The organism is Aureitalea sp. L0-47 (assembly GCF_026126405.1).
Lineage (GTDB): Bacteria > Bacteroidota > Bacteroidia > Flavobacteriales > Flavobacteriaceae > Pukyongia.
This window is the reverse complement of sequence record NZ_JAFMTQ010000001.1, coordinates 621,932-647,693: the sequence shown is the minus strand read 5'-3', so window position 1 is coordinate 647,693 and position 25,762 is coordinate 621,932. Positions and strand designations below refer to the sequence as shown.

General features: G+C 43.5%; 23 protein-coding genes and 1 tRNA gene. 13 read left to right on the top strand and 11 right to left on the bottom strand.

Annotated elements, in window-relative coordinates; all coding sequences use genetic code 11:
• Positions 1 to 188 precede the first annotated feature (188 nt).
• Positions 189 to 1,661, top strand: a complete 1,473-nt coding sequence (locus tag J1N09_RS02855; RefSeq protein WP_265197980.1) for a vanadium-dependent haloperoxidase — start codon at positions 189 to 191, stop codon at positions 1,659 to 1,661.
• Positions 1,662 to 1,745: 84 nt separating this feature from the next.
• Here the strand turns inward: J1N09_RS02855 and J1N09_RS02850 are convergent, their stop codons facing one another.
• On the bottom strand, positions 1,746 to 2,129 hold the full coding sequence (locus tag J1N09_RS02850; RefSeq protein WP_265197978.1) for a hypothetical protein: 384 nt from the start codon (positions 2,127 to 2,129) through the stop codon (positions 1,746 to 1,748).
• Between the two features lie 196 nt (positions 2,130 to 2,325).
• On the opposite strand from J1N09_RS02850, the gene J1N09_RS02845 reads away from it, so the two are divergent.
• The 9 genes from J1N09_RS02845 (at position 2,326) to J1N09_RS02805 (ending at position 9,451) form a co-directional block, all read left to right on the top strand.
• A complete protein-coding gene (locus tag J1N09_RS02845) occupies positions 2,326 to 3,033 on the top strand; it encodes a membrane or secreted protein (protein ID WP_265197976.1) in 708 nt (235 codons plus the stop codon).
• A 116-nt stretch (positions 3,034 to 3,149) separates the two neighbouring features.
• On the top strand, positions 3,150 to 3,596 hold the full coding sequence (locus J1N09_RS02840; protein WP_265197974.1) for an MbtH family protein: 447 nt from the start codon (positions 3,150 to 3,152) through the stop codon (positions 3,594 to 3,596).
• A gap of 151 nt (positions 3,597 to 3,747) precedes the next feature.
• Entirely contained in the window at positions 3,748 to 4,191 is a 444-nt protein-coding gene (locus J1N09_RS02835; protein ID WP_265197972.1) for a hypothetical protein, read from the top strand.
• Positions 4,192 to 4,315: 124 nt separating this feature from the next.
• Positions 4,316 to 4,465: a hypothetical protein gene (locus tag J1N09_RS02830; protein ID WP_265197971.1), complete on the top strand. Its 150-nt coding sequence runs from the start codon at positions 4,316 to 4,318 to the stop codon at positions 4,463 to 4,465.
• Between the two features lie 188 nt (positions 4,466 to 4,653).
• The gene (locus J1N09_RS02825) at positions 4,654 to 5,556 is read left to right on the top strand and encodes a hypothetical protein (protein ID WP_265197969.1); all 903 of its coding nucleotides are present in this window, start codon (positions 4,654 to 4,656) and stop codon (positions 5,554 to 5,556) included.
• Positions 5,557 to 5,746: 190 nt separating this feature from the next.
• Positions 5,747 to 6,475, top strand: coding sequence for a glutamine amidotransferase (locus tag J1N09_RS02820; RefSeq protein ID WP_265197968.1), 729 nt, complete (start codon positions 5,747 to 5,749; stop codon positions 6,473 to 6,475).
• Positions 6,476 to 6,580: 105 nt separating this feature from the next.
• Complete coding sequence (locus J1N09_RS02815) at positions 6,581 to 7,261, top strand: hypothetical protein (protein WP_265197966.1); 681 nt, start codon at positions 6,581 to 6,583, stop codon at positions 7,259 to 7,261.
• A gap of 119 nt (positions 7,262 to 7,380) precedes the next feature.
• On the top strand, positions 7,381 to 7,851 hold the full coding sequence (locus J1N09_RS02810) for a DinB family protein (RefSeq protein ID WP_265197964.1): 471 nt from the start codon (positions 7,381 to 7,383) through the stop codon (positions 7,849 to 7,851).
• Between the two features lie 79 nt (positions 7,852 to 7,930).
• Entirely contained in the window at positions 7,931 to 9,451 is a 1,521-nt protein-coding gene (locus J1N09_RS02805) for a phytoene desaturase family protein (protein WP_265197962.1), read from the top strand.
• On the opposite strand, the gene J1N09_RS02800 is transcribed toward J1N09_RS02805, so the two are convergent.
• Both J1N09_RS02800 and katG read right to left on the bottom strand, forming a co-directional pair.
• On the bottom strand, positions 9,448 to 10,299 hold the full coding sequence (locus J1N09_RS02800) for a prenyltransferase (RefSeq protein WP_265197961.1): 852 nt from the start codon (positions 10,297 to 10,299) through the stop codon (positions 9,448 to 9,450). The genes J1N09_RS02805 and J1N09_RS02800 overlap by 4 nt on opposite strands.
• 140 nt (positions 10,300 to 10,439) lie before the next feature.
• Complete coding sequence (gene katG / locus J1N09_RS02795) at positions 10,440 to 12,665, bottom strand: catalase/peroxidase HPI (protein ID WP_265197960.1); 2,226 nt, start codon at positions 12,663 to 12,665, stop codon at positions 10,440 to 10,442.
• A 104-nt stretch (positions 12,666 to 12,769) separates the two neighbouring features.
• On the opposite strand from katG, the gene J1N09_RS02790 reads away from it, so the two are divergent.
• Together J1N09_RS02790 and J1N09_RS02785 are read left to right on the top strand one after the other, a co-directional pair.
• On the top strand, positions 12,770 to 13,966 hold the full coding sequence (locus J1N09_RS02790) for a serine hydrolase domain-containing protein (RefSeq protein WP_265197958.1): 1,197 nt from the start codon (positions 12,770 to 12,772) through the stop codon (positions 13,964 to 13,966).
• A 20-nt stretch (positions 13,967 to 13,986) separates the two neighbouring features.
• The gene (locus J1N09_RS02785; protein ID WP_265197957.1) at positions 13,987 to 14,271 is read left to right on the top strand and encodes a hypothetical protein; all 285 of its coding nucleotides are present in this window, start codon (positions 13,987 to 13,989) and stop codon (positions 14,269 to 14,271) included.
• Positions 14,272 to 14,940: 669 nt separating this feature from the next.
• Here the strand turns inward: J1N09_RS02785 and J1N09_RS02780 are convergent.
• The 6 genes from J1N09_RS02780 to J1N09_RS02755 all read right to left on the bottom strand — a co-directional run bounded on the left by J1N09_RS02780 (position 14,941) and on the right by J1N09_RS02755 (position 22,990).
• A tRNA-Met gene (locus tag J1N09_RS02780) sits at positions 14,941 to 15,013 on the bottom strand.
• Between the two features lie 53 nt (positions 15,014 to 15,066).
• A complete protein-coding gene (locus J1N09_RS02775) occupies positions 15,067 to 15,246 on the bottom strand; it encodes a CPXCG motif-containing cysteine-rich protein (RefSeq protein ID WP_265197956.1) in 180 nt (59 codons plus the stop codon).
• A gap of 6 nt (positions 15,247 to 15,252) precedes the next feature.
• Complete coding sequence (locus J1N09_RS02770; RefSeq protein WP_265197954.1) at positions 15,253 to 16,614, bottom strand: TolC family protein; 1,362 nt, start codon at positions 16,612 to 16,614, stop codon at positions 15,253 to 15,255.
• The gene (locus J1N09_RS02765) at positions 16,611 to 19,856 is read right to left on the bottom strand and encodes an efflux RND transporter permease subunit (protein ID WP_265197953.1); all 3,246 of its coding nucleotides are present in this window, start codon (positions 19,854 to 19,856) and stop codon (positions 16,611 to 16,613) included. The genes J1N09_RS02770 and J1N09_RS02765 overlap by 4 nt, the downstream gene beginning before the upstream one ends.
• Complete coding sequence (locus J1N09_RS02760; protein ID WP_265197952.1) at positions 19,853 to 20,995, bottom strand: efflux RND transporter periplasmic adaptor subunit; 1,143 nt, start codon at positions 20,993 to 20,995, stop codon at positions 19,853 to 19,855. Before J1N09_RS02760 ends, J1N09_RS02765 begins: the two co-directional genes overlap by 4 nt.
• Before the next feature lie 78 nt (positions 20,996 to 21,073).
• Positions 21,074 to 22,990, bottom strand: coding sequence for an ABC-F family ATP-binding cassette domain-containing protein (locus J1N09_RS02755; RefSeq protein WP_265197951.1), 1,917 nt, complete (start codon positions 22,988 to 22,990; stop codon positions 21,074 to 21,076).
• A 64-nt stretch (positions 22,991 to 23,054) separates the two neighbouring features.
• Between J1N09_RS02755 and J1N09_RS02750 the strand changes: the two genes are divergently transcribed.
• On the top strand, positions 23,055 to 23,429 hold the full coding sequence (locus J1N09_RS02750; RefSeq protein WP_265197950.1) for a DUF983 domain-containing protein: 375 nt from the start codon (positions 23,055 to 23,057) through the stop codon (positions 23,427 to 23,429).
• Here J1N09_RS02750 and J1N09_RS02745 read toward each other — a convergent pair.
• A complete protein-coding gene (locus J1N09_RS02745) occupies positions 23,426 to 24,469 on the bottom strand; it encodes an NAD(P)/FAD-dependent oxidoreductase (RefSeq protein ID WP_265197948.1) in 1,044 nt (347 codons plus the stop codon). The genes J1N09_RS02750 and J1N09_RS02745 overlap by 4 nt on opposite strands.
• Positions 24,470 to 24,845: 376 nt before the next feature.
• Positions 24,846 to 25,748 (bottom strand): gliding motility protein GldN, encoded by a 903-nt coding sequence (gene gldN, locus J1N09_RS02740; protein WP_265197947.1) that lies wholly within the window; start codon positions 25,746 to 25,748, stop codon positions 24,846 to 24,848.
• Positions 25,749 to 25,762: the final 14 nt, after the last annotated feature.

Here is a 25,762-nt window from a genome sequence, read left to right as displayed (position 1 = left end):
GTCATACTCTTTCGGGAGGGCTTTTCGGGGAATTAGTACTTATCAAAAAACTATTTTTTCACTAGTGTATAGAAAAAATGATGGTTTGTAAGTTCATTTTATATGCCATTGATAATCGCGTTGGTATTAAAGTTTATTTATTATTAATTTTGATATTAAACATCACCTATCCAAAAAAATAATCCAACATGACCAGGAATTATATACTATTAATAGCGCTATTCATTGTCTTTGGTTGTAATGAGAATTCCAGTAAAAATGATGCTCAAAACACAATTGTAGAAGCAGAGCCCTCGGGTATTGATAATGTAGCCTACAAATGGGGAGAAATGGCGCTTCTGGCCACTGCCAACGACACAGAACGTTTTAAACCAAGGCCTACTATTACCTCACGTTACCTGGGACTGATCTTCGTTTCTGTCTTTGATGCCTGGTCCAGATACGACGATATGGCCACTCCAGTATACCTGCAGGATGTGGAGCGTCGACCTTCCGAAGAACACAACTTAAAGAACAAAGAGATCGCGATTAGTTACGCAGCCTATCGCGCGATGAACGAGTACTATTATTCGGATAAGGAACTCTTTGCAGATTTCATGAAAGAACTAGGTCTCGATCCGGAAAACGAATCCTTAGACCCAACTACTCCTGAAGGGATTGGTAATTTAGCTGCCAAGGCAGTGATTGAAGCTCGCAAGGGAGATGGAGCAAATCAATATGGAGAGGAAGAAGGCTCTATGGGAGAACCTTATTTCAATTATGTAGGTTATGAACCGGTGAATTCCGCAGATAAAAATGTGGATCCGAACCGATGGCAACCCAAGTATTTTTCTGATGGAAAAGGTGGTAGCTACGCACCCGGATGCCTCACTCCCTACTGGGACAAGGTGAAGCCTATCGCACTGCAATCCGCAGACCAGTTCCGTCCAGGACCTCCTCCGATGATAGGTTCTGAACAATTGGAGAAAGAAGTGCAGGAAGTAATCGAAATGCAGGCCAATCTCACCGACTACGAAAAAGCCCTTGTGGAATTCATGCGTGACGGGCCACAGTCAGTACAGCAGGCAGGCCACTGGCTAAAGTTTGCCCAGGATGTATCAAGACGAGATGCGCATACACTGGATGAGGATGTTAAGATGTATTTCTACAACCAGGTGGTAGCCATGGACGGATTTATAGCTTCCTGGGATTCGAAGATGTTCTACGATTACGCAAGGCCGTATGCACTGGTACATGAATACTACGAAGGACAGAAAATCAAAGCCTGGGGAGGAGAAGGAAAAGGTATGATGGATCTTGACGGAAATCAATGGAGACCTTATTCGCCGGAGACCTTCCTTTGTCCGCCATTTCCAAGTTATGTTTCGGGACACAGCACCATTAGCGGTGGTTGTGGCGAAGCACTGAAACTATGGACGGGAAGTGATGAATTCGGAGAAGAAGTAGAATTGGTCGCCGGAGCTATGACAGAACCTAACAACCTCGGTGACACGGTCACAATTAAATTCCCAACATTTACCGAAACGGCAGATATGGCGGGAATATCAAGAGTTTTAGGAGGATACCATATTCAGGCAGATAACGTGGCCGGACTACAACTTGGTAGAGATGTGGCCAGGGAAGTTTGGAAATTCTACAAAAAGCATATAGGAGAAAAGTAGAATCCTTGCTTCATAAAATATTTAGCCAACGAACTGTTGATGATTCTTTAACGGTTTTTGGTATATATTGGTGCAAACAAGCCCCTAATTTCTTAATTGATTTATAATGTAGGGCGCAATTGTTACCCAGATCAGTACAAATATCCAGAGCCTTCCTTTCAAAATATTGTAATCTTCAAATAGCCTGCTCCATGAATGACCTGCGACGTAGTGCCCGAATATAAACTCGAATATCACGGTAAACAGCAACCATAATAAACCTATTCTAAGAGTTTGGTTTGCCGATGCGGGTTCCCAAATGCTAAATAAGCCCCACATATATAATGCGAAAAGAAGTATCAAAGTAGCCGTTGACAGCTGATGCGCCTGAAGCTCACCTAATCTGCTGGCGAGGACTTTCTCACGAAATATGCCGTTCGCAATAGCTATGAATATCATGGGCACCCACGCAACTATAAATTTCCACATAGTCTTTAAATTTAACTATTAATAAAAATAATCCAGGTTTTCCAATCAAAGGCGGGTTAAAGATATGGCATTGGAGGATCTCTGTAAATAGAATTTACATTTGAAGTTAAAAACATTTGTAATACAACCCCAAGATTGGTTCAAGATTGAAAAACAACTATCTTTAAAACACATATTTAACTGAAAAGTCCAGGTCATGAAAAAAGCGTTCCTCCTACTCTTTCTAACAATTTCCATAGGAATAAATGCTCAAAGCCCAATTGGTTCATGGGAAAGTTATACCACTTCCGAAAATGGCGACAAGCTGAGAAACGTATTGATCTTCGCAGATGGCTACCAGGTGCTGAGCACTTACGATGCATCTACTGGAAAATTCATACAAACCAATGGTGGCACCTGGGAACTAAAAGGGGATATGATGACTGAAAAAGTAGAGTTTCATACCGGCAACCCGGATATGGTGGGAGAGGAAGTAAGTTTTAAAGTGGTTATTTTTGAAAATACCATTGAAATACCGGATAGCGGAATGACGCTTAGCAGGATAGACGATGGTACTCCTGGAAAGCTACAGGGAGCCTGGTTGATGTCAGGTAGAATAAGAAACGGGGAAACTCAAACTCGTGATACAAATAGGCCAAGAAAAACCATGAAGATACTTTCAGGGACTCGGTTTCAGTGGATCGCATACAATACCGAAACCAAACAATTCATGGGAACCGGTGGAGGCACCTATACAACCATTGACGGAAAATACACTGAGAACATCGAGTTCTTCTCCCGGGACGATTCGAAAGCGGGACTCAGCCTTGAGTTCAACTACGAGATGATCGACGGGAATTGGCACCATTCCGGTTTCTCAAGCAAAGGTGACCCAATGCATGAGATTTGGAGTGTTAGAAAGTGATGATCGATGGCGTCCAATATCAATTGTGCGAATGGAAGTGAAGAGTAACCGAATCAATATTTATTCATTGTACGCAAAATTTAAGTACCTTTAATTCAATCCTTAACTTTTATCTTATGAGTAAATATTTATCCATTGCCGCATTCTTTATGCTTGTAATCAATCCAAGCATAAGCTCTGTTTCCGCACAAAATATCGAGGAATATCAGGTAGTAATAAATCACGAGGAGCAATATTCTATTTGGCTTGGAAATAAGAATCCTCCCCGCGGATGGAAAGCAACAGGAATACAAGGGAACCAGGTTACATGTCAGAAGTACATAGAAGAAGTATGGACCGATATGCGGCCTTTAAGTATTCGTGAGATGGATTTGCCGGAAGACAGTATTTACTACGTGGTAATAAACCACGAAGAACAGTATTCTATCTGGCCTAAGAAACTAGCCATACCCGAAGGTTGGAGGGCTACAGATTTTAGTGGCAAACTGTACCCATGTGTAAAATACATCAAAAAGGTTTGGACAGACATGCGCCCGCTTAGTCTGCAGAACCGACGCGGCTGATGGGTAGTTCAATGGTAAACACCAAGCTACAACTGATACAAGCCAACACTACGAACGCATAGCCAAAATGAAATTCTGAGAGTTCCATGATTACTTTTAAATAAGTATTAAACAATCAAAATCTGTATCTTTCGCGCTCAAACCGAAGATCATGAAAAACCTGAGAATTCTGTTTTTAATTTGCTGTACTATTACGGTTTTTGGTATAACTAACGCACAAAGTTCAGAGGTTGAAATTCAAAACATCATTGATCGGTTCAATACTGAAGTTCCTGCGGAGCCGGGGTGCAACTACCGGGAATACCTCCTTGAAGACTGTATTTTTTCTGTAACACTCGAATGTAAAGGCAACGAATTCAAGATGTCTTTCAATCTGAATGATATCGAGCGCATGTACAAGGACAAAGCAGATATGGAAGACAACTTCGATACTTTATTTTTTGTGTGTAATAACGGAAACAATTGTATTAGCAGTAATTCAGATATGATCCCTCCTTCCCCTATCTTTCCTATCAGACTCCCGAACTATAAGTACTCAACCCTGGGGGATGATGCTATCGAGGTACTTAGTTCCATTTTAGGTAATTGTAATTAGTACTAGCGGCTTTGTGTATAAATTCAGGTTTATTATACATCCATTGAAAGTACATTCCAGGGTTTAACGCATAGTTAACGTTCTGGCCCTCAGTAAATTTGTATTTTGGGTGAAAATTTATGCTATGAAAAGAGATTTTTACCTTACCCATCGGCCTCTTGCCGATATGCACTCCGACGGAGTTAGATTTAATGAGCAACTTCTGAAAATGGCCAGGAATCACCCACAGCACTCGGAAAAACACAAAAATAATCAAAGAGGAAAAACAGAGTAAGCTGTCCACCTAATTTTCCTAATATTTCCTAAAGGGGGAATGTCTATTTATCACAATGCATACTAGGTGAAATAGATCATTCTACCTTATTAGTACATGTCAGAATCCAACCCTGGAAGAATTATTTCAGAAAGCAAATTGCTTAGGTATCAACAACCGCAACCATAACGTACATCATTATTGATAAAATGAAATCGCAATTTTTACATATTATGGTTGGTAAACTACTTTCGGAAAAAACAAAAACGAGGAGTGAACGGATTATTCTAATGATAGCGATCATTAGTTATATAGTACACCTGCTTCTCATCCTACTTGCTAACTACGATATAATCCATATCGAGTCCAAGCTTCTGAAAGATCCCATAGCGGCAATATACACACCTTTCTCATTCATATTAGTTTACGAAGTATTCCTGTTGATTTTCTTTCTTCCCAAATCGATTTCATCTTACATTGGGAAACAGTACGAAATCATTACGTTAATATTGATACGCAGGATCTTCAAGGACATTGCCAATCTCGAACTCACATCAAATTGGTTTCAAAGCTCAAGTGATTTGAAATTCATGTACGACGTAGGAACGTCTCTTATACTGTTTTTACTGATCTATTTCTTTTATAAACATCTTGCCAAAAAAACAGACCTCGCCACTCCAAATACTCCGGAAAGAAAACATAAGATTCAAAAATTCATAAACCTTAAAAGGAGTATTGCTGCGGTGCTGGTGCCTGTTCTAATTGTACTGGCAATGGTCACATTCTACAATTGGGCCGCAGCCGCATTTGATGAAAGTAAAAATGGAATTGAGACTTTTAATAATATCAACAATATCTTCTTCGACGAATTCTTCACCATTTTAATTATCGTTGATGTCCTTTTGTTGTTGGCATCCTTTTTTTATTCGGACAAGTTTCACAAGATTATTCGAAATTCGGGATTTGTGATCTCTACTATCCTGATCAAAATATCTTTCTCCGCTGAAGGACTAGTAAATAACGGATTAATAATCCTGGCGGTGTTATTCGGCTACCTAATAATGCTAATTCACAATAAATTTGAGCAGGATACAATGGCTACTTTGGATTAATTCAACCAAGATAGTCTAACCTTAGATCATTCAGGGATCAGTCGAAAAGAATTCCACTAGAAATACCATCGTGAAATGCCTTTTTCGTAACTTTCATTACTGCTTAGCGGAAGTAGTATTTATGTATTCTATTCGTAAAATAAAGAAGTAGCGAATCCTATGTTTCCAATTCAAATTACCCCATAAGCCAATGAAGAAGTTTCTTGTCCTGCAATTACGACCTGAAGATGAGGCGGCCGACAGCGAATTTGAGTCAATCCTGAAGGTAGGTAATATAGATAGGGAAAGAGCATATCGTATTCGTGTTGAACAGGAGTCGCATACCAACATTGATCTGTCTAACTACTGCGCGATCATTGCCGGTGGCAGCCCCTTTGATGTAAGTATTCCCAGAGATTCTAAAAGTGACGTACAACTGGAGGTAGAATCCTTCTTTCACAGGTTATTTGACCAAGTAGTCCCTGCCGACTTTCCTTTCCTCGGGGCCTGTTCGGGTAACGGACTCCTGGGAAGATACTGTGGCACTACAATTTCAGGCAAATATGCTGAAGACGTTGGGATTGTCCCCATCACTCTCACTGAAGAAGCACAGCACGATGACCTCCTCAAGGGTCTGCCAAAAGAATTTGGAGTCCTGGTTGGACATAAAGAAGCATGCGACCAAGTCCCTGAAAATGCGGTCTTACTTGCATCATCAAAGCAATGCCCCGTTCAGATGTTCCGCCTAAAGAACAATATCTACGCCACCCAGTTCCATCCTGAGGCAAACGCCAATGAATTTGTAATTCGAATAAGGATCTATAAGAATCACGGGTATTTCCCTCCTGAAAAAGCAGACGAATTGATCGATAACTTCAGGGGGGTTGAGACTCCTCATGCAAATCAATTACTTCAAAGGTTTGTAGAAAAATACCGATAAGACGATTTCTTCCGAAGCAAAAAAACAGCAAAGCTCTTTCCTGTCTGAAATCAATTTAATATCTTAAAATTAAACCATTAGCAATATCACCAAAACTTCTCAACCATGAGCAGAAATATAGCAGCACTATTTATAATTGGCCTTTTTATGGCCTGCAATTCTCCTTCGGAAAAAAACGAAACCGTGTCCGAAACTCCGGAAAAAGAGACCAGCGAAGTAAAAACTCCGGAAATCCCTGAAGGATTCGTAGAGATCGATTCTGAAGAAGCACGAATCGCTACCGCCCTCATGGCGGCACCGGAGGAAGATAGAGCGAACTGCACTGTCCTGGGATATAACGATGCAGGTGAATTCGTGACCTTGAAAGAGGGAACCAATGAGTTCATTTGCATTGCGGACGATCCTAATAAACAAGGTTTCAACGCAGCTTGTTATCACAAAGACCTGGAACCATTCATGGCGAGGGGAAGAGAATTGAGAAAAGAAGGAAAGTCCGGAGGTGAAGTGTTCAATATTCGGGAAGAAGAAGCTAAAGCTGGAAAGCTCGACATGGGGAAACCAGGGTCTACCTTGCATATCTATTTTGGTTCTCAGACAGTTTATAACCCTGAAACTTCCGTGGTGGCAGGTGCCAAATACCGGTATGTGGTCTATCTGCCGTTCGCAACTTCAGAGTCCACAGGGCTTCCAGAGAAACCAATTGCTCCAAATCATCCGTGGATCATGAATCCGGGGACTCATAGAGCGCATATAATGATCTCTCCCATTAACGAGGATCCGGAATAACAGCTTCCAGTATGCAGACCAGCCAGGTGCCGGATACGTTACCTCCTCTATCTCAAAGTAGCATTAATTTGTTTTCTCTTCGGTTCGAGAATTGAGCTGTTCTTTAATTATATTTAACCATGGAAACCGGGAAACAACTCGCTAAACGAATTCGGGAAGTATTCCTCGACGGTACCTGGATAGCAAATTCCAATTACACCAAGGCACTCTCAGGTCTAAGCATGGAAGAGGCCTGCAGAAAGGTCGAACAGTTAAATTCCATAGCTGCCCTTACCTTCCATGTGAATTACTACCTGGGAGGGGTGCTTAAATTTCTTAACGGCGGAACCCTGGATATAAGTGATAGCTATAGTTTTGACATGTCTCCTATTACTTCGGAAGAAGACTGGAATGGGCTGCGATTGGAGCTGAAGGATAATGCTGAAAAGTTCGCGGAGAAGGTCGACAGAATGAGCGATACCGACTTAAACCAGGTATTCGCCGACCCAAAATACGGCACCATCCGAAGAAATATCGAAGGGCTTATCGAACACTCCTATTATCACCTGGGACAAATCTCCCTCCTAAGAAAATTAATCGCCGCCTCCTAACTGAAAATCAGCTAATCCCTACTATCATAAATCATTCTTAAATAATTGATTGCCTCAAAGCACTGGGTTATTTTTGAATATGAAAAAGAAAGACCATGTGCTAATCATTGGTTCCGGTATCGGAGGATTAGGAGCCGCCGCCTTACTTGCGAAGTCCGGTCACAAGGTAACTGTCATTGAAAAGAACGACACCCTCGGTGGTCGCGCAAATATCTTCGAAAAAGACGGCTACACCTTCGACATGGGGCCATCATGGTACCTCATGCCCGATGTTTTTGAACATTATTTTTCGCTGCTGGATGAAAACATATCGGATCATCTGGATCTTGTGAAACTCTCTCCCTCCTACCGGGTATTCTTTTCGAACGACAAAGAACTTCCCGTGGTCGATATCCATTCCGACCTGGAAAAAGACCTCCCTCTGTTTGAAAAACTTGAGCCAGGTGTAAGTCCGAAACTGAAGGAATACCTCAGACGTTCCGGAGAACAATACGCCATGGCAAAACATAATTTCATGTTTCGCAACCTGGGATTTTCTATGGATTTTCTGAGTTGGAAACTCATTAAGAAGGGCATCGAACTTAATCCTTTCCAAACCATGGAATCCTACCTGAACAAATGGTTCACAAGTGACCGACTGAAAAAGATCCTGGAATACACTCTCGTCTTCCTGGGCTCCGATCCCGCCAAAACACCGGCCATGTATAACATCATGAACTTCATCGATTTCGAGATGGGAGTCTATTATCCCAAGGGTGGTATTTATGAGATCGTTAAAGCGTTAGTGCGTATTAACGAAAAACACGGAACTCAATTTATTCGTAACGCTCCGGTTAAAGCAATCGATGTTGAAGGGAAAAGGGCTGTTGGTGTGACCCTTGAAAACGGAACTAGAATCAAGGCAGACAAAGTTATATCGAACGCCGATCTGTGGTTTACTGAAACCCAACTACTGGACAAGCCGTTCCAGACCTATCCGCAACCCTACTGGGATAAGGTTGAGCTTAGTCCAAGCGCCTTCATCATGTATTTGGGTATGGACAGGAAGATAGAACTCTTAAGTCATCATAACCTACGGTTTGGCGCAGACTGGAAGCAGAATTTCACCGAGCTATTCGATCAACCCAGACTTCCGGAAGATCCAAGCTACTACATATGCAAACCCACAGAAACCGATCCGGAATTAGCACCTCCGGGTACAGACAATTTGTTTGTTCTTGTCCCAATTCCCCCAGGATTGAATCTTTCGGAAGCCGACATGACGAACTACCGACAAAAGATACTCGACATGATGAAGGTCGATCTGGAATTGCCCGATATTGAAGATTATATCGTTACCGAACGTGATTTCTGGGGTGATGACTTCCGAAGAGATTACAACGCATACAAAGGAACTGCACTTGGATTGGCTCACACGCTGAAGCAAACGGTTCGCAGACCTCGCAATCAAAGTAAAAAGGTGAAAAATCTATATTATGTGGGCGCCGGTACGAGTCCGGGAATAGGAATGCCCATCTGTCTAATATCTGCGGAATTGGTATACAAAAGAATTACAGGGATCAAGGACCCACATCCTTTGAAATCGATTTCCCGGTCTTAAAGCACCATTAAAAAGAAAAGGTAGAAGAACAATATTCCCCCTGCGAGTACATTAATCACGGGGAAATAAGTGTAATAGTTGAAAAGCTTCGTTCTGTTGAACAATGACAAAAGTATCATAGAAAGGTAAATGATTCCCAGAATAGCAGCGATGAAGCCAACATAGAAGACACCGATCATCGCCGACAGAAGAAAGGCCACAAGACAAAACCAAAGAGCTTTTCGTTCCCCTAAATAAGTAGCAAGGGTTTCAACACCTGCTTTCCTGTCTGCCTCAATATCAGGAACTGCCGAATAAGTCTGCATTCCAAAGGCCCATAGTAGCCCTCCTATTACGGCGAGCCATTCAAGGTTTGACCTTCCGGTAGCAAAATAACCGATTAACGCAGGTGAAACATAGATGATCGCAGAGAAGAGCAGATCCAGTGGTGGTTTACTTTTCGCCCTGATAGGCGGTGCCGAATAAAACAATCCTGTAAAGACGAATATCACAACGGTTAACAAGGTCGCCTTATTCACTATAAACAGCAGAGGAATAAAAGGTAGGCAGATCAACGCAATGATCAACCAGAGCCGTTTGTGGGTTACCGGCGGCAGTAACTGCTCGTATTTTGTTTTTTTATCGTTGTGGATATCCGTGTCGTAGTCGTAAATATCGTTTACCCCGTAAATGAGCAAGTTGGCAGGCAGCGAGAAGAACAGCCCGAAAGCTACAAGTAACAGCACCGTAGATTCGTCATATCCAAACGGGTTACCCGACGCGATCATCCCAACCAGGAAAGTACCAAGAACGTACATCCAAAATCTGGGTCTGGATATGAGCAAGACCTGTTTTGCCTTCAATTTCATAGCCTTACAAATGTAGGCGGATGTATTCGTTAAATCATTAGTTTTTATTTTTGTTTAACATTTTTCATTTTTATTAAACAAAGAAGGCAGATCCTAAGACCCGCCTTCGCTCTCAATTAAACACTAAATACTTAAATCATCTAAAATCGATCAAGGTTCATGACCTTGTCCCATGCCGTCATAAAATCATTCACGAAACGCTCTTTTGCATCGTCACAAGCATATACTTCCGCGATACCTCTGAGTTCCGTATTCGAACCAAAGATCAGATCTGTTCGGCTACCGGTCCACTTTACATCTCCTGTCTTGCGGTCGCGCCCTTCGAATGCCTCCTGGTTGTCGTTAACCGCACTCCAGGTTATTCCGAAGTCAAGAAGATTTGTAAAATAGTCGTTCGTTAAACTTCCTTGTCTATTAGTGAATACTCCATGCTTAGAGTTATCATAGTTTGTCCCTAACACTCTTAGTCCACCGTAAAGAACGGTCATCTCGGGCGCCGAAAGAGTAAGCAGCTGAGCACGGTCTACCAGCATATCTTCAGTAGAAGCAAGGTATGGTGTCTTTACATAGTTTCTGAAGCCATCCGCCATAGGTTCAAGGGCCGCGAAAGATTCCACATCTGTTTTCTCCTGAGAGGCATCCATACGTCCGGGGTTAAAAGGAACTGTAACCTCATGTCCGGCATTCTTAGCTGCCTGCTCCACACCTGCACATCCTCCAAGAACGATTAGATCGGCCATAGAAATTTTCTTTGGTGAATTGTTAATGTTGAATTCATCCTGAATTTTTCCCAAAGTATCCAAAACTTCAGCAAGCTGTGCAGGATTATTCACTTCCCAGTTCTTCTGAGGTTCCAATCTAATTCTACCACCATCAGCACCACCTCTCATATCCGATCCACGGAACGTAGAGGCCGAAGCCCATGCAGTCGATACCAATTGGGAAACTGTAAGTCCGGATGCCAGGATATTAGCCTTGAGTGCGGCAATATCCGCATCATTTACAAGTTCGTGATCTACTTCAGGAATTGGGTCTTGCCAGATCAATTCTTCCTGTGGCACTTCAGGTCCCAGGTAACGTTGAATTGGTCCCATGTCCCTGTGAGTAAGCTTAAACCAGGCGCGAGCGAATGCATCGGCAAACTCGTCCGGGTTTTCATAGAAATGTCGGGAAATTGGCTCGTAGATAGGATCCATTTTCAAGGCCATATCGGCTGTGGTCATCATTAAAGCCTGAGTCTTGGAAGCATCTCCGGCTCTTGGTGCCATACGTGCATTAGAATCAGCAGTTGGCGTCCATTGGTGTGCGCCGGCGGGACTCTTTGTTAATTCCCAGTCGTAGTTCAAAAGAACTTCAAAATAATCGTTGTCCCATTTTATTGGGTTTGGTGTCCATGCACCTTCAATTCCACTGGTAATAGCATCATCCAGCACACCGGTTCCGAAAGTGTTCTTCCACCCGAGGCTTTGCTCCTCGATACCAGCTCCGGCAGGCTCTCTACCTACATACTTGTCCGGGTCTGCCGCTCCGTGCGCCTTTCCGAAGGTATGTCCGCCAGCTACTAGAGCCACGGTTTCATAATCGTTCATTGCCATTCTTCCGAAAGTTTCACGGATATCAATAGCCGATTTCAATGGATCGGGATTTCCGTTCGGTCCTTCAGGGTTTACATAGATCAATCCCATTTGAACTGCTCCAAGAGGATTTTCTAATTCCCTGTCTCCGGTATATCGCTTATCTCCCAGCCATTCGGTTTCCGAACCCCAGTAGATATCTTCTTCAGGTTGCCATACATCCTCTCGTCCACCGGCAAAACCAAAAGTCTTTCCACCCATGGATTCAATGGCGCAGTTCCCGGCGAGTACCATAAGGTCTGCCCAGGAAAGTTTCTTTCCATATTTTTTCTTTACCGGCCAAAGTAAAAGACGTGCTTTATCAAGGTTACCGTTATCAGGCCAGCTATTCAATGGAGCGAATCGCTGGGTTCCTGAACCTGCTCCTCCACGACCGTCCTGGATACGATAGGTTCCTGCACTGTGCCAAGCCATACGGATAAAGAATGGTCCGTAGTGGCCATAGTCGGCAGGCCACCAATCCTGGGAGTCGGTCATAAGATCATACAGATCCTGCTTAACCGCAGCCAGGTCGAGCGATTTGAATTCTTCAGCGTAGTCGAAATCATCACCCATTGGATTTACCAATTCGGAATGCTGACGTAGAATATTAAGGTTGATCTGGTTTGGCCACCAGTCCCGGTTGGATGTTCCTCCACCGGCAGATTCTTTCATCTGTCCTCCTAGAAATGGACATTTGCTAGCGTCACTGTTTATGTCGTAAACACGACCTTGCGGTTTATTATTTTCCATGTTATGTAGTTTTAAATTTTTGTGCCTTCTCGAAAGTACTACAAAGATACGGGAGAAACTCCGGATGGTAATTCTTTCGTTTTATTTTCTTATAAGGATGGTTTATGGGTCAGTTTTCGCCTCCTATTTCAGATGGTATAATCAACATATCTCAGGATAATTGTATCTTCGGAAAACACCTTTTTAAATCCGAAGTGATCACTATGAAGACAAGATATTTTCTGGTACTTACCTTGATTGTTTGTTCCCTTTCCCGGGTCATAGCACAAGATCCATATCAATATCAGGTTCCGAAGACTTTAGAGGACGGATGGAAAACAGCCAGCCTCGAATCAAAGGCGATCGATACTACACGATTTCATATGTTGTTCAATCAACTGCGACCCGCGCCTCACAAAATGCACAGCTTCCTGCTTATTAAAGACGGCACATTGCTACTTGAAGAGTATTTCAACGATCATGATCGTAATACCCAGCATGACCTGCGTTCTGCAACAAAAAGCGTTCGATCCCTGCTCCTGGGAATTGCTTTGGACAAAGGGTATATCGAAAGTATAGACGATCCTATTTCAAAATACCTGAAAACGCACAAGGCAAAGAAGAATTTGGATCCCAGGAAGGAAGAAATCACGATCAGGCACCTCATCACCATGTCTACCGGACTCGATTGCAACGATTGGGATCAAAGTTCGGCCGGACAGGAAGACAAGGTTTATCGAAAGAAAGACTGGATCCAGTTCACGCTCAACCTGCCAATGGTGAACGATCCCGGGACGGTAGCTAACTACTGTTCCATGGGCACCATACTAATGGCCGAAATCGTTAGCCAGGCATCAGGGATGTCTATCGATGAATTTGGAGCGAAGTACTTGTTTGAACCTATGGGAATAGCAAACCTCAGCTGGGGGCATACCTCGAAAAAAGAAGTGATCCCTTCTTCCAAACGATTGTATATGACGCCAAGGGATATGGGGAAGATTGGACAATTGATTCTTAACAAGGGTGCTTGGGGTGACCAGCAAATAGTTTCAGAACAGTGGATCGAGGAATCAACTGCGGCACAAACACAGATCACAGGCATGGACTACGGTTATCAGTGGTGGAGAATTCCCTTTCGATTGCACAACATACAAACCACAGCCACTGTGGCCACTGGGAACGGCGGACAATATATCATGATCTTCGAGGAATTTAATATGGTGGCTGTTTTTACGGGTGGCGCGTACAATTCAGAAGAAGGAAAACTGCCATTTGCTATTGTTAAGGATATCATTCTCTATTCGGTAACTAAAGAAGATTAAATTGTACTAATAGGGATGATATGCCTATTGACGGATCATATGGACGATTAAAAGCGCACAACGAGCGCATGAAGGACCTTCGCCGAAGGAAGAAGGAAGGCCCGCGGTCGTTTAAATTCCTAAGATCTAAAAAAGGAGACCGCATAGAAGATGAGGGAGCCCATCCCGATATGATGCATCATCTTAAAAAGGAGCTCAGGCTCAAATCCAGGAAGCGCAGAAATCGTGAGATCATACTATTTACTGTCTCAATTATTCTGGCTGTAGTGATCGCGTATTTGTTTTCTGAATATGTATTCAGTTAAATTTGCGGTTATAGTGAAATCGAATTATCGCAATAACAGTTGGATTCATTTCACATTCCTGCGGAATGCAAAATGGTCCAAAGTAGGGGGAGCTTTACAAGAGGACGGAGCGCAAAAAAAGTGTCCAGTGGACACTTTTAGCGAACGGGCCAGACTGCCGCGTTGGCCTGTTACATAGCATTCTTTAGCAGTTGGATTCATTTCACATTCCTTCGGAATGCAAAATGGTCCAGAATTGGGGGAGCTTTACAAGAGGACGGAGCGCAAAAAAAGTGTCCAGTGGACACTTTTAGCGAACGGGCCAGACTGCCGCGTAGGCCTGTTACATAGCATTCTTTAGCAGTTGGATTCATTTCACATTCCTTCGGAATGCAAAATGGTCCAGAATTGGGGGAGCTTAACAAGAGGACGGAGCGTAAAAAAAGTGTCCAGTAAACACTTTTAGCGAACGGGCCAGACTGCCGCGCGGGCATGTAACATAGTATTCTATAACAGTTGGATTCATTTCACATTCCTTCGGAATGTAAAATGGTCCAGAATTGGGGGAGCATTACAAGGAAATCCTCGTTGCTACGCAACGCTGGATTTTTTATTTCAGAAAAATTCTGAAATCCATTCCATATTTACTGAAATAAAAAATCCGGTTTCTGTTGAAACCGGATTTCCTAGTAGCGGGGGTTGGACTCGAACCAACGACCTTCGGGTTATGAGCCCGACGAGCTACCTACTGCTCTACCCCGCGATGTGGACGGCAAAGATACAATAATTATACTTTACACAAAACCAACTTTAGATTTATTGCTCAATGCTCACGGCTTCAAAAGCAATAAGCATTCCATTTTCGAAGGTTACTCGAAGTTCGATGGGATTACAACACACCTCGCAATCTTCTACATAGGTCTGAGACTCAGAAGGGTCCAAAAGCATGGAGATCTCCTCCCAGCAATACGGACATTGAAAATAGTGTTCTTCCATTGTAAGTTAGAAAGGTACATTAAGTAACTGTCCTACCAGTTGTAGTAAACGTGCCTCGGCAGCTTTAGCGTTGTACTTAGCCGCGTTCCGAGTGGTCTGAGCATTCAAGAGATTGATCTGAGCCTGCCTGAATTCCAGGCTTGAGATCTGCCCCAACTTCAATTGTTCCCTGGATCGTTCAAAATTGTCTTTGTTCGTAAGAACATTCTGTTCCTGTAAGCCATAGATATATAAAGCATTATCGTAATCTCCCTTTGCATTGGCAAGATCCCTGTACACTTCCTGCTGGAACTGTGACTTTACCAGCTCCTGGTTTTCAATGGCGATCTTTGAATTACGTATAGTGGTGTAGGCATTACCTCCATCGAATAAATTCCACCGTAAATTCAAACCAACATTCAACGATGCTGAAGTCCGAATTGTACCGGGAAAGAAAGCCGAAGCGGGGTTTTCGGAACGATTCCAGCCATAACTACCCGAAAGCCCAACCGTTGGTAACAAGAGGCCTCTGTTTCGCTTTAACGTATAGTCAGTGATCTCAAGGTTCTTTTCCGCCTGCAGCAATCGCACATTGTTTTCTTCTACCGAAGCAACATAGGACTCCAACTCCAGCTCGTTCACGAAAGTAACAGTAGTATCTACCCTAAACGTAGTTTCCAGGTCCCTGTTCAGCAATAGGTTCAGATCGCGTTTTGCGTTCAACAATTGTTGTCGGGCGTTGAGTAAGTTGATACTATCCGTATTCACATCTACCCTGGCATTTAAGAGATCCAGCTTCCTCACCTGGCCATAATCGAATTGATATTGCGCCCTTACTTCTCTTTCCTTACTGATCTCAAGCGCAGTCTCAAGCACAGCCACATTTTCCTTCAACCTGGCAACATCGTAATAGACTACGAGCAATTGAACCGCTGTTTCCTCTATGGTTTGTCGGGCCTGGAGCTCGGATAACTGATACTGTTCTTTCAGGGATTTATAGTTGTATAATCTGCCAAGACCATCAAAGAGGGTGTAGTCCAGGTTAATACTCGCATTCAAGGCTCTTGTTTCCGCATCTTCTATTGTGATATCAGGCCGAGGATTTCCTTGATTGTCCAGCGCACCGTTAAAGTCGGTGGTCGATGTCGTATTATCATAATTCCCACCGGCTAGTCCGAAGAGTGTTGGCAGGTAACCCGAATTCAGTATCCCGGCATTGTTTTCGGCAATATTTACATTGTTCCTGGCAATTTGAACCGAGAAGTTATTTTCCAGCATCAAGGCAATTGCATCTTCCTTATCGAGTAATTCAACCATATCCTCCTGCCCGAAGGAACGTCCACTGAACATCAGGATCACAGCCACTATATAAAACAGGAACTTTCTCATGAGGCCTCTTTTGAATTCGTTTCTATCCTATCATCCTTATCAGAGCCATAGGTTTCTTCTTCCTTCTGTTCCATAATAGCCCTTTCAACTTCCTCTTTACTTACTTTTTTACCAGTGATCAACCACTTTACATTCACCTTTAGGTTGTTGTTTACAGATAAAAATAAGGGTAGCATTAACAACGTCAATAATGTGGCAAAACCAATACCGTAGGCAATGGAAATGGCCATTGGTTTCAGGAACTGTGCTTGTCGGCTCTTCTCGAAGATCAATGGAGTTAAACCTGCAATAGTTGTAAGCGAGGTCAGGAAAATAGCCCTAAACCTTGACTTACCCGCCGCGTAAATGGCATCGTCAAAACTCATACCTTCTCTTAGGTTTATGTTGAATTTACCTATGAGTACCAAACCATCGTTCACCATAATACCAATGAGGGCAATAATACCTAACATGGAGAGTATGTTGATTGGGAACCCGTGGAACCAATGTCCCCAGGATACTGCGGTTAGGCTAAACGGCACCAATAATATTAAGAGCAGTGGCTGAGAATAGCTTCGGAATGTAAAGGCGATCACGATGTAGATCAATAGTAAGGCGGTTAACCCTACAGGCTTCAAACTACTTGTTAGTTTACCTGCTTCCCGGTTCTGCCCTTCAAACGACGGGCTCACCGTCGGGTACTTTGAAAGGATCTCAGGCATCACCACAGTGCGGATATCATTCATGATCTCTGTTGAACTGTCATTCTGCGGGTCCTTCAGGTCGGCAGAGATCTGTATCTCTCGCCTACCCTCCAGGTGGTTGATAGCCACATCACCCCTCTCGATTGAGTATTCGGCAATCTCGTTCAAAGGAATACGCGAACCGGCAGGAGTGGTGATTCTCATATTGTCCAGGCTCTTGATGGAAGAGCGATTCGGACGGTCATACCGAACCCACACCCTTATCTCATCCTGTCCTCGTTGAAAACGTTGCGCCTGCACCCCGAAAAATGCCGATCGCACCTCAGCCATCACATCACGAAGGTTGAGTCCGAGTAAATAGGCGTTCTCTTTTAGTTCCAGCCTGATTTCCTTGATCCCTGCCGGATCATTGTCGGTAACATCCTTAAGTTGCGGATTGCTTACCATTTCTCGTTTCAATTCGTCCTTGGCTGCCTTGAGTTCGGCTATGTTATTACCCAGTAGCGAAACCGATACCGGCCGGCCACCAAAATTACCTCCACTTCCAAAGATGAGTGTTTCGGCACCAAATACAGGTCCTACCTTCTCACGGAGCCGTGATGATACAACATTTGAGGTAACCTCATCCGGGCGCTCTTCACCGGGAAGCAGGTTAATATTGAGACTCGCATTGGAGGAACCCGGGCCAACAATTTTGATGATATTCTCAACAAGCATCTTGTCTTCTCCCTCAATATATTCTTCCGTGAGTTCCTCGTTAACTTCCCAGGCCTTTTGTTCGATAAAGGAAATGATACTGTCTGTTACAAACTCATTAGTCCCGTTAGGCATTGCAAGGGTTACTGAAACCCGGTCGCTGGCGATCTGTGGAAAGAATGATGTTCGAACGATCCCTCCTCCGATACTTCCGAAAGTGAGCACCAGGGCCATCACGAAGAAGGAAAAAGTAAGTAGCTTATACTTCAGGGTGAACTTCAGTGCTGGTCCGTACCATTTCTCACGCATATAGCGCATAATTCGATCTCCAAAAGCGTTCACCTGTCTGAGCTTGCTGAACAGTTTCGCAATTTGCGTTTTGGGCTTGGTCTGCTTATGAAGTGCCTTGGAGTGCGCCAGGTGAGCCGGTAAAATTATGAGTGCTTCAACCAGGGAAATCGACAATGTGAGGATCACAACCACAGAAACCTCCCCGAAGAAATCCCCTATCCTACCATCCAGGAACAGAAATATTCCAAAGGCAATGAGGGTTGTAATGATCGCGGAAACAATAGGAGGCATTACTTCCAGGGTACCATCGATGGCAGCCTGAATTGGCGACTTCCCTTTTTCGTAGTGCTGGTAGATATTTTCGGCAATAACAATTCCGTCATCCACCAGTATACCGATCACAATGATCATCCCGAACAGGGAAAGCACGTTAATAGTAACATTGAAATAGGGTGCGAACATGAACATTCCAAGAAAGGCTACTATCAGACCAAAGGCTACCCAGAACGCCAGTCTTGAATTCAGAAATAATGAAAGAAAGAAAAGTACCAGGACAATCCCGGCAAATGCATTCTCCGCGAGTAATCTTGTACGCTGCGTAAGTGTCTTGGAGGAATCGCTTACAACATTTAACTGAACATTGTTGTACTTGGCATTGAAGTCCTCCATGTAATCCTTCACACTTTGTGCTGAAGTAATCAGGTCCTCATTGTTAGTACTTGTGATCACAATGTTCACCGAGAGATCTCCGTTGAAATAATTCGCATTCGGAGTCTCTGAAAACCTATCCCGAATAATAGCGACATCTTTGAGTCGGACAGTCTGCCCGGTATTCGTCGCCCTAACAATGATATTCGAAAGCTCATCACCGTAGTAAGACCGGTTATTAGCGCGTATCAGGTATTCTTCTTCTGCGGTCTTAATGGTTCCGCCGGTGGTTAAGATATTCGCCCGGCTGACTGCCTGCGACACTTCAGCAAAAGTAAGGTCGTAGGCAAGCAAACTGTTTTCATTTACAGCGATCTCAATCTCCTCATCCGGATAGCCATTAATCCCGATCTGACTAATACCCGGAATGGCCCGAAGGTCGTTCTCCACCTGTCTACCGATCTGTTTTAAGGTTGCCAGCGGAATGTTCTCACCACTAATGGTAAACTCTATCGTTTGCCGGATCGCCTCCTGCTTAGCTACGATCAAGGGCTCCATGCCCGTAGGAAATGTCGGCACCCTGTCAACGGCATTCTTCACTTCGAGGAGCATAAAATCAATATCCTCGCCCTTTTCGATCTCGACATTAATTGTTCCGCTGTTCTCCCTGGATACCGAAGTCACTCTGTCGATACCCTTCAGACCTTTGAGGTTGTCTTCGATCTTAAGCACGATCCCTTCCTCGATCTCCTGGGGAGAGGCTCCGGGATATACGATATTTATACTGATATTCTTGGAATCAACTAACGGGAAGAAGGAAGATTTTAACGATAAAGCTCCGGCTATTCCCAGAACAAAGAATGCCAGAACGATCACATTTACCGCAACATGATACTTTATGAAGTATGAAATTATCTTTCTCATTCTGATCCTTCAGGCTTAGTGGTTTCACTGGATTCCTTGAATATTTTCACTAACATACCTTCGTATGCTCCGGGAACTGTGCGGTTAAGAATTACCGTTCCATCGGGTATATCCTTAAGCACCACGGTTTCTTCGGAAAAGAACACAGGCCGAACCTTTAAGCGATCGAGTAATGTATCCTTCACCACGAACACAAAATTATCAGCCTGCAACAGGCTTCGATTCATGGAAAACGCATCCGGTTCTTCCCTCGCCTCCAATAGAGCTTCCAGGTACATTCCTTCTCGTAACAAGGGATCGCTCACCTCGATAAAGGCGTCTATAGTTTGTGAATTCACATCTACATTCCCATTGATTCGGCTCACTATTCCGGTATATTCTTTTTCACCGTCGATACTGCTTAGGGTTACTTGTTTTCCTAGCTCCAGTAAATTGGCGTAGGTTTTGCTTACTGCCACGGCCAGCTCATAAACATTGGTGTCGATATATTCACCCAGTTTTTGTCCTGAACGTACCAAAGAACCTTCGGTGACTAATGCTTCGGTAAGAATTCCATCGAAGGGCGCCGAAATACGGAACTTCACCAGGCGCTGTTCCAGGTTTTTAATGTTGTAATAGGTAGTAACTATATTCCTGCCGTTAATGAAATATTTTTCCTTTTCCGAAGAGAATTCAGGCAGCGGAGGAAGTGTTCTATTTACATCGAAGGCATCCAGGTATCGTTGCCAATGCTCGAAAGCTTCGGGATAATCAAGTTTGAGATCCGGCATGATGGAGGCGATTTGGTTGTAGAGCCCGCTCCTTTGAGAGACCACACTAGCATTGAACTCGGCACTATTCATACGAAGCAAAGCCTCACCTTTTCGATATTTCTGCCCCGCCCTGAATAACTTGGAACCCTGTAAGAGGACCCCTTGAACTTCAGAATACAATTCCACGCGTCGTTTCGCCACAAGATTACCATTGGCTTTAATTGTGATCGGAACCGTGCTGTTCACCACCGTGTCAACAAAGACGGTCTTCACAATTTTCTCAGGAGCCGGTCTCTTGCGTTGGTTGCTGTTTATTATTAATCTGGCAAGGAAAAAGGATGCAATGATAAATACAATCCCTAGGATCGAAAGTATAGTTTTACGCATGCGGTTGTGGGTTAGCTTGCTATTTATCCACAAAGCTATAACTATGCGCTAGTCGGTACAGTTAAAAAAGTCATAAATTCAAGAGTATTCCTCCAGGGTTTCCGATAGGGTTTCCCACTCTTCCAGTAGTGAATTCAACTTTTCCTTCTTTGCCTGGTATTCATCAAAGAAATTCGGTTGAGCGATGGTCTGCTCGTAATTTATCTGCAATTCCACATCGATCTCCTTTATCTCCCTTTCCAGCATGTTGATGTTACTCTCCACCTTACTCAATTTATTCTGAAGGGACTTTCGCTTTTTTTGTTGTTCGTAGTCTTGTTTCCCACCTGAGATCTTTTCTTTTTTCTGAACGTTCTCTTCGGAACGCTTTTCAGCCTCCCTGAGATTCAACAAATTACGCTGCTCCAGGAAGAAATCGATATCACCCAGGTATTCTTTGATCTTCCGATCTTTGAACTCATACACCTTGTTGCTCAACCCCTGCAGGAATTCACGGTCGTGAGAAACAAGTATCAACGTACCTTCAAACTGCTTTAAAGCGTCTTTGAGGACGTTCTTGGACTTCATATCAAGGTGATTGGTGGGTTCGTCCATTACCAATACGTTGAAAGGCTGAAGTAAAAGCTTTGCGAGAGCGAGTCGGTTGCGTTCTCCACCCGATAGCACCCGAACGTATTTATGTACATCATCCCCACGGAATAAAAATGCTCCTAATATATCCCGAACTCGAGGCCGGGTCTTTTCATCTGCCGCATCCAGCATGGTATCCTCTACGGTTTTACTACCATCCAGATAATCCACCTGGTTCTGGGCAAAATAACCAAGCTGCACATTATGGCCTGCTTTCATGGATCCTTGGTGTTCAATATCGCCAACCAGTATCTTTGCGAGAGTGGATTTTCCCTGGCCATTCTGACCAACAAAAGCAATCTTACTTCCCCGCTCGACAAAAAGGTGGATGCCTGATAACACATGATTATCACCATAGCTCTTAGAGATATTATCCGCCTCCAGTACTACTTTCCCGGGTGTTACTGAAACCGGAAAGCGAACGCTCATCACAGAATTATCATCCTCATCTACTTCAATGCGGTCCATGCGGTCCAGTTTCTTGATGAGGGACTGGGCCATAGTCGCCTTACTGGCTTTAGCTCGGAACTTTTCGATAAGTTTTTCGGTTTGCTCGATCTGTTTCTGTTGATTCTTCTGGGTAGCCAGTTGCTGTTCACGCAACTCAGCTCTCAGTGCCAGGTAGTTTGAATACGGCTTATTGTAATCGTAAATCCTCCCCAGTGAGATCTCGATGGTCCTGTTGGTGATGTTATCCAGGAACATTCGGTCGTGTGAAACCAGCATCACTACCCCGGAGTAGTTCTTTAAAAATTCCTCTAACCACAATATCGATTCGATGTCCAGGTGATTCGTGGGCTCATCCAGTAGCAGAACATCGTTGTTTTGAAGCAATAATTTAGCCAGCTCAATTCTCATGCGCCATCCGCCAGAAAATGTGTCGGTTGGCATATCAAAGTCTTTCCGAACAAATCCCAGCCCTTTCAAAATTCGTTCTGTATCTCCCTGGTAATTATATCCACCATGGATCTCGTACTGATGCTGAATCTCGTTCATATCCACCATCAACTGGTGATAGGCCTCACTTTCATAATCGGTGCGCTCGGCCATTTCATGGGTGATCACTTCCAATCGCTTCTCGAGTTCCTTTAACTCGGTAAAAGCTTCATAGGCCTCGTCAAGCACAGTTCTGCCCTTCACAAAATCGATGTCCTGTTTTAAGAAACCAACGCTGACCTCTTTGTCGGTTGCAATCTGACCTTCGTCGTATTCCTGTTCCCCGGCCAGTATGCGTAGTAGCGTAGATTTTCCGGCTCCATTCTTTCCCACGAGTCCTATACGGTCACCGGGGGTAAGCTGAAAGGTGATGCCTTCAAAAAGGTAATCTCCCTGGAAGGATACCGACAAGTTATGGACGTTGATCATTTTGTAACAATTGTAACAATCGAATTGTGCAAAGATGCTTAATTTTGTTTCAGAAAAAAAATGAATGAAGGGAACGAAATTATATAGTATTATAAAGGGTAAATGCCCGGTTTGTCATACGGGAAACCTTTATACCAGCAAAAACCCCTATTCTTTTTCTTCAACCTTGAAGATGCCTGAACGCTGTCCGCATTGCGATACCAAATTTAAGATAGAACCATCTTTTTTCTACGGCTCCATGTATGTGAGCTATGCAGTTGGGGTAGCCATTGCCGTTGCTACTTTCGTTATTGCATTCTTTCTATTGGATCTGGGCAGGCTAAACACATTCCTGGCAATAGCCGGGGTGCAAATTGTATTGCTTCCAGTGATCCTAAGACTTTCGAGGAATATATGGATCAATCTCTTCTTCAAATACGATAGCGAGAAAGCAGCTTAGTTCAGGAATCGTTGAACTTCTACTTCCTTTGGAAGTGGATCTCCGGTATCAATATGTTCAAATAACCATTCAGATAACAGCGGCGCCATGAGCAATCCGCGTGTACCCAAGCCATTCAGGAAGTACATATTGTTGTTCTCAATCGATCCAAGGATTGGCCTCCTGTCCTTCACAGTGGGTCGCATGCCTGCTATTTGATCGACTACCTCAAAATCACAACTAATCATTTTCGCAATGGCTCCTAGCATTTTTTGTTTCCCTTCGGAACTAGTCTCAAATGAGAAATCCCCGTGGGCAAAGGTAGCCCCAACCTGGTAGACATCGTCCTTCAGAGGGATCATGAAAAAAGGCCCTTTCAGAATGGATTCGCATTTGAGTTTTGGCGCCCTAATAAACAAATATTCCCCTTTTTTAGGGATGAGACAATCCATAGTGAAAAACGGATTCCTAATGACGGCGGCGCCTTCAGAAAAAATGATTCGATTCGCTGAATATCCGTTGAGTTCAAATCCGCCATTTTCGGTCACTATACTGCTATGTTCAAATTCATCTGAAACCAAACAACCCTTTCGTTCAAGGTATTCCCGGTAAGTCTTTAAAAGAAGATCGGTATCGATCCTGAATGAATTCAGTACTTCTCCCATTCCATGTTTAGCGATGATGGAAATGTTTGTATTCTGAATTATTTCTGAAGATAGAAAGGACTCAAGAACAGGAGAATCACCGGCTACGAACCAATCGTTCTGCTCTTCTGCCGAATTAAAGATGCGTCGAACCCTAATATCTGAAACCAATGACACATTTAGTTTGCGCTCCAATACCGAATAAAACGGCCTGGCTTTCTCGTAAAAAGATTCGGCTTTCCATGCAGGGTTGAACCGTTTGAGTACTACTGGGTTCACAACACCACCGGCCACAGACGTAGCTGTATTCTTGCCACTATCGTAAACAACAAAGTACTTACCCCTGGCTTCTAACTGCTCGCAGACCGAAATACCTGCAATACCGAGTCCGACGATTATATAGTCTACCTTTTTCAATCTGTGTTATTGATTGTAATAAAGATAGGGAAAAGTCGGAAGTCGGAAGTCAGAAGTCAGAAGTCGGAAGTCAGAAGTTGAATCAACGATTTCTCCGTCCGGTGTCGGATGTTCGGTAATCATAGTCAACCAATCTAAGATTCAAGGAGCGGGGCGATACAAAGAACGGAGTGATACTAATATCTCGTTGTAAGAGTCGAAAGTAGAAAGTCGGAAGTTTGGTGTTTGGAGCTTATTTGAGAATTGAAATTTGAAATTTGAGATTTAAAGAAGGAAGAGTCTCCTTCGCACAAGGCTTCTGAGACTGCAGAAAAAACCCTCCGCAGCTCGATCTACGGAGGGTCAAAATACCTATAAATGTAAATTTTGAACTAAATTAATAGTTCCACAAATCAATCTCGATATTTCTGATTTGTTCTTTAATTCGATCCGACTCCAGTAATTGCATCAACGCGTTATCGTTAATGTAATCATTAACAGAGCGGTCTCCCTGAACATTATCCTGCTTGTAGATAAGTCCGTTGAAACGACGCGAATTCAGTAAATGATCGAAGGAGATCGGTTGTGAAGTATTCCTTCTGTTAAAGGCCTTGGCGTTGTGAAGTGCTTCACGCGCACCAGGGAACCATACCCAGAAAAGTTCTACTTTACTATCGATGTTATCGTCTGGAAAAGCTTTAGAACGTGCTTCATTAGCAACGGGACAAATACCAAGTAGACGGTACTTTAATTCACCCTGACGCTTGTCAAGGTACCAAAGTCCGCGTACTCTCCATTCTTCCACATCGCCTGCATCAAGAGAAAACTTACGAATGTATTCTTCATCCACTGTACCTTCCGCATTAAATTGATCGATACCAAAATCGGTTGTATCACTATACACTAATGATGCTTCGATATCTTTCAAAGTACGCTTTTCAGTAAAATAGGAATCGGCATACACGTGATCGATGTTACCATTCTTGATGTTCTTAACAAGCACATCGTATAACGAACGACGTTCGGGACCAATGTTGTTTGTGTCTATAGGATAGTACAGAGGGAAGTTCACTCGCTCATCAAGGTCGATGATCTCCCAAACTGCTCTTGACCACAAAACATCACGCTCGTCCGTATACCCGTAAGGCAGTGGCTCGTCATTGTCATAGGCAATCTGCGCTTCCGTCTTCTTACCCATGTCTTCTGGGTTTTTGGCATTGAGCACGTTCAACTGCGCATTTGCAGAAGCGCTACCCAACATAAGGCCTAAACCACATAAAACAACATTCTTAAAGCTCATATTCTAATTTTTAA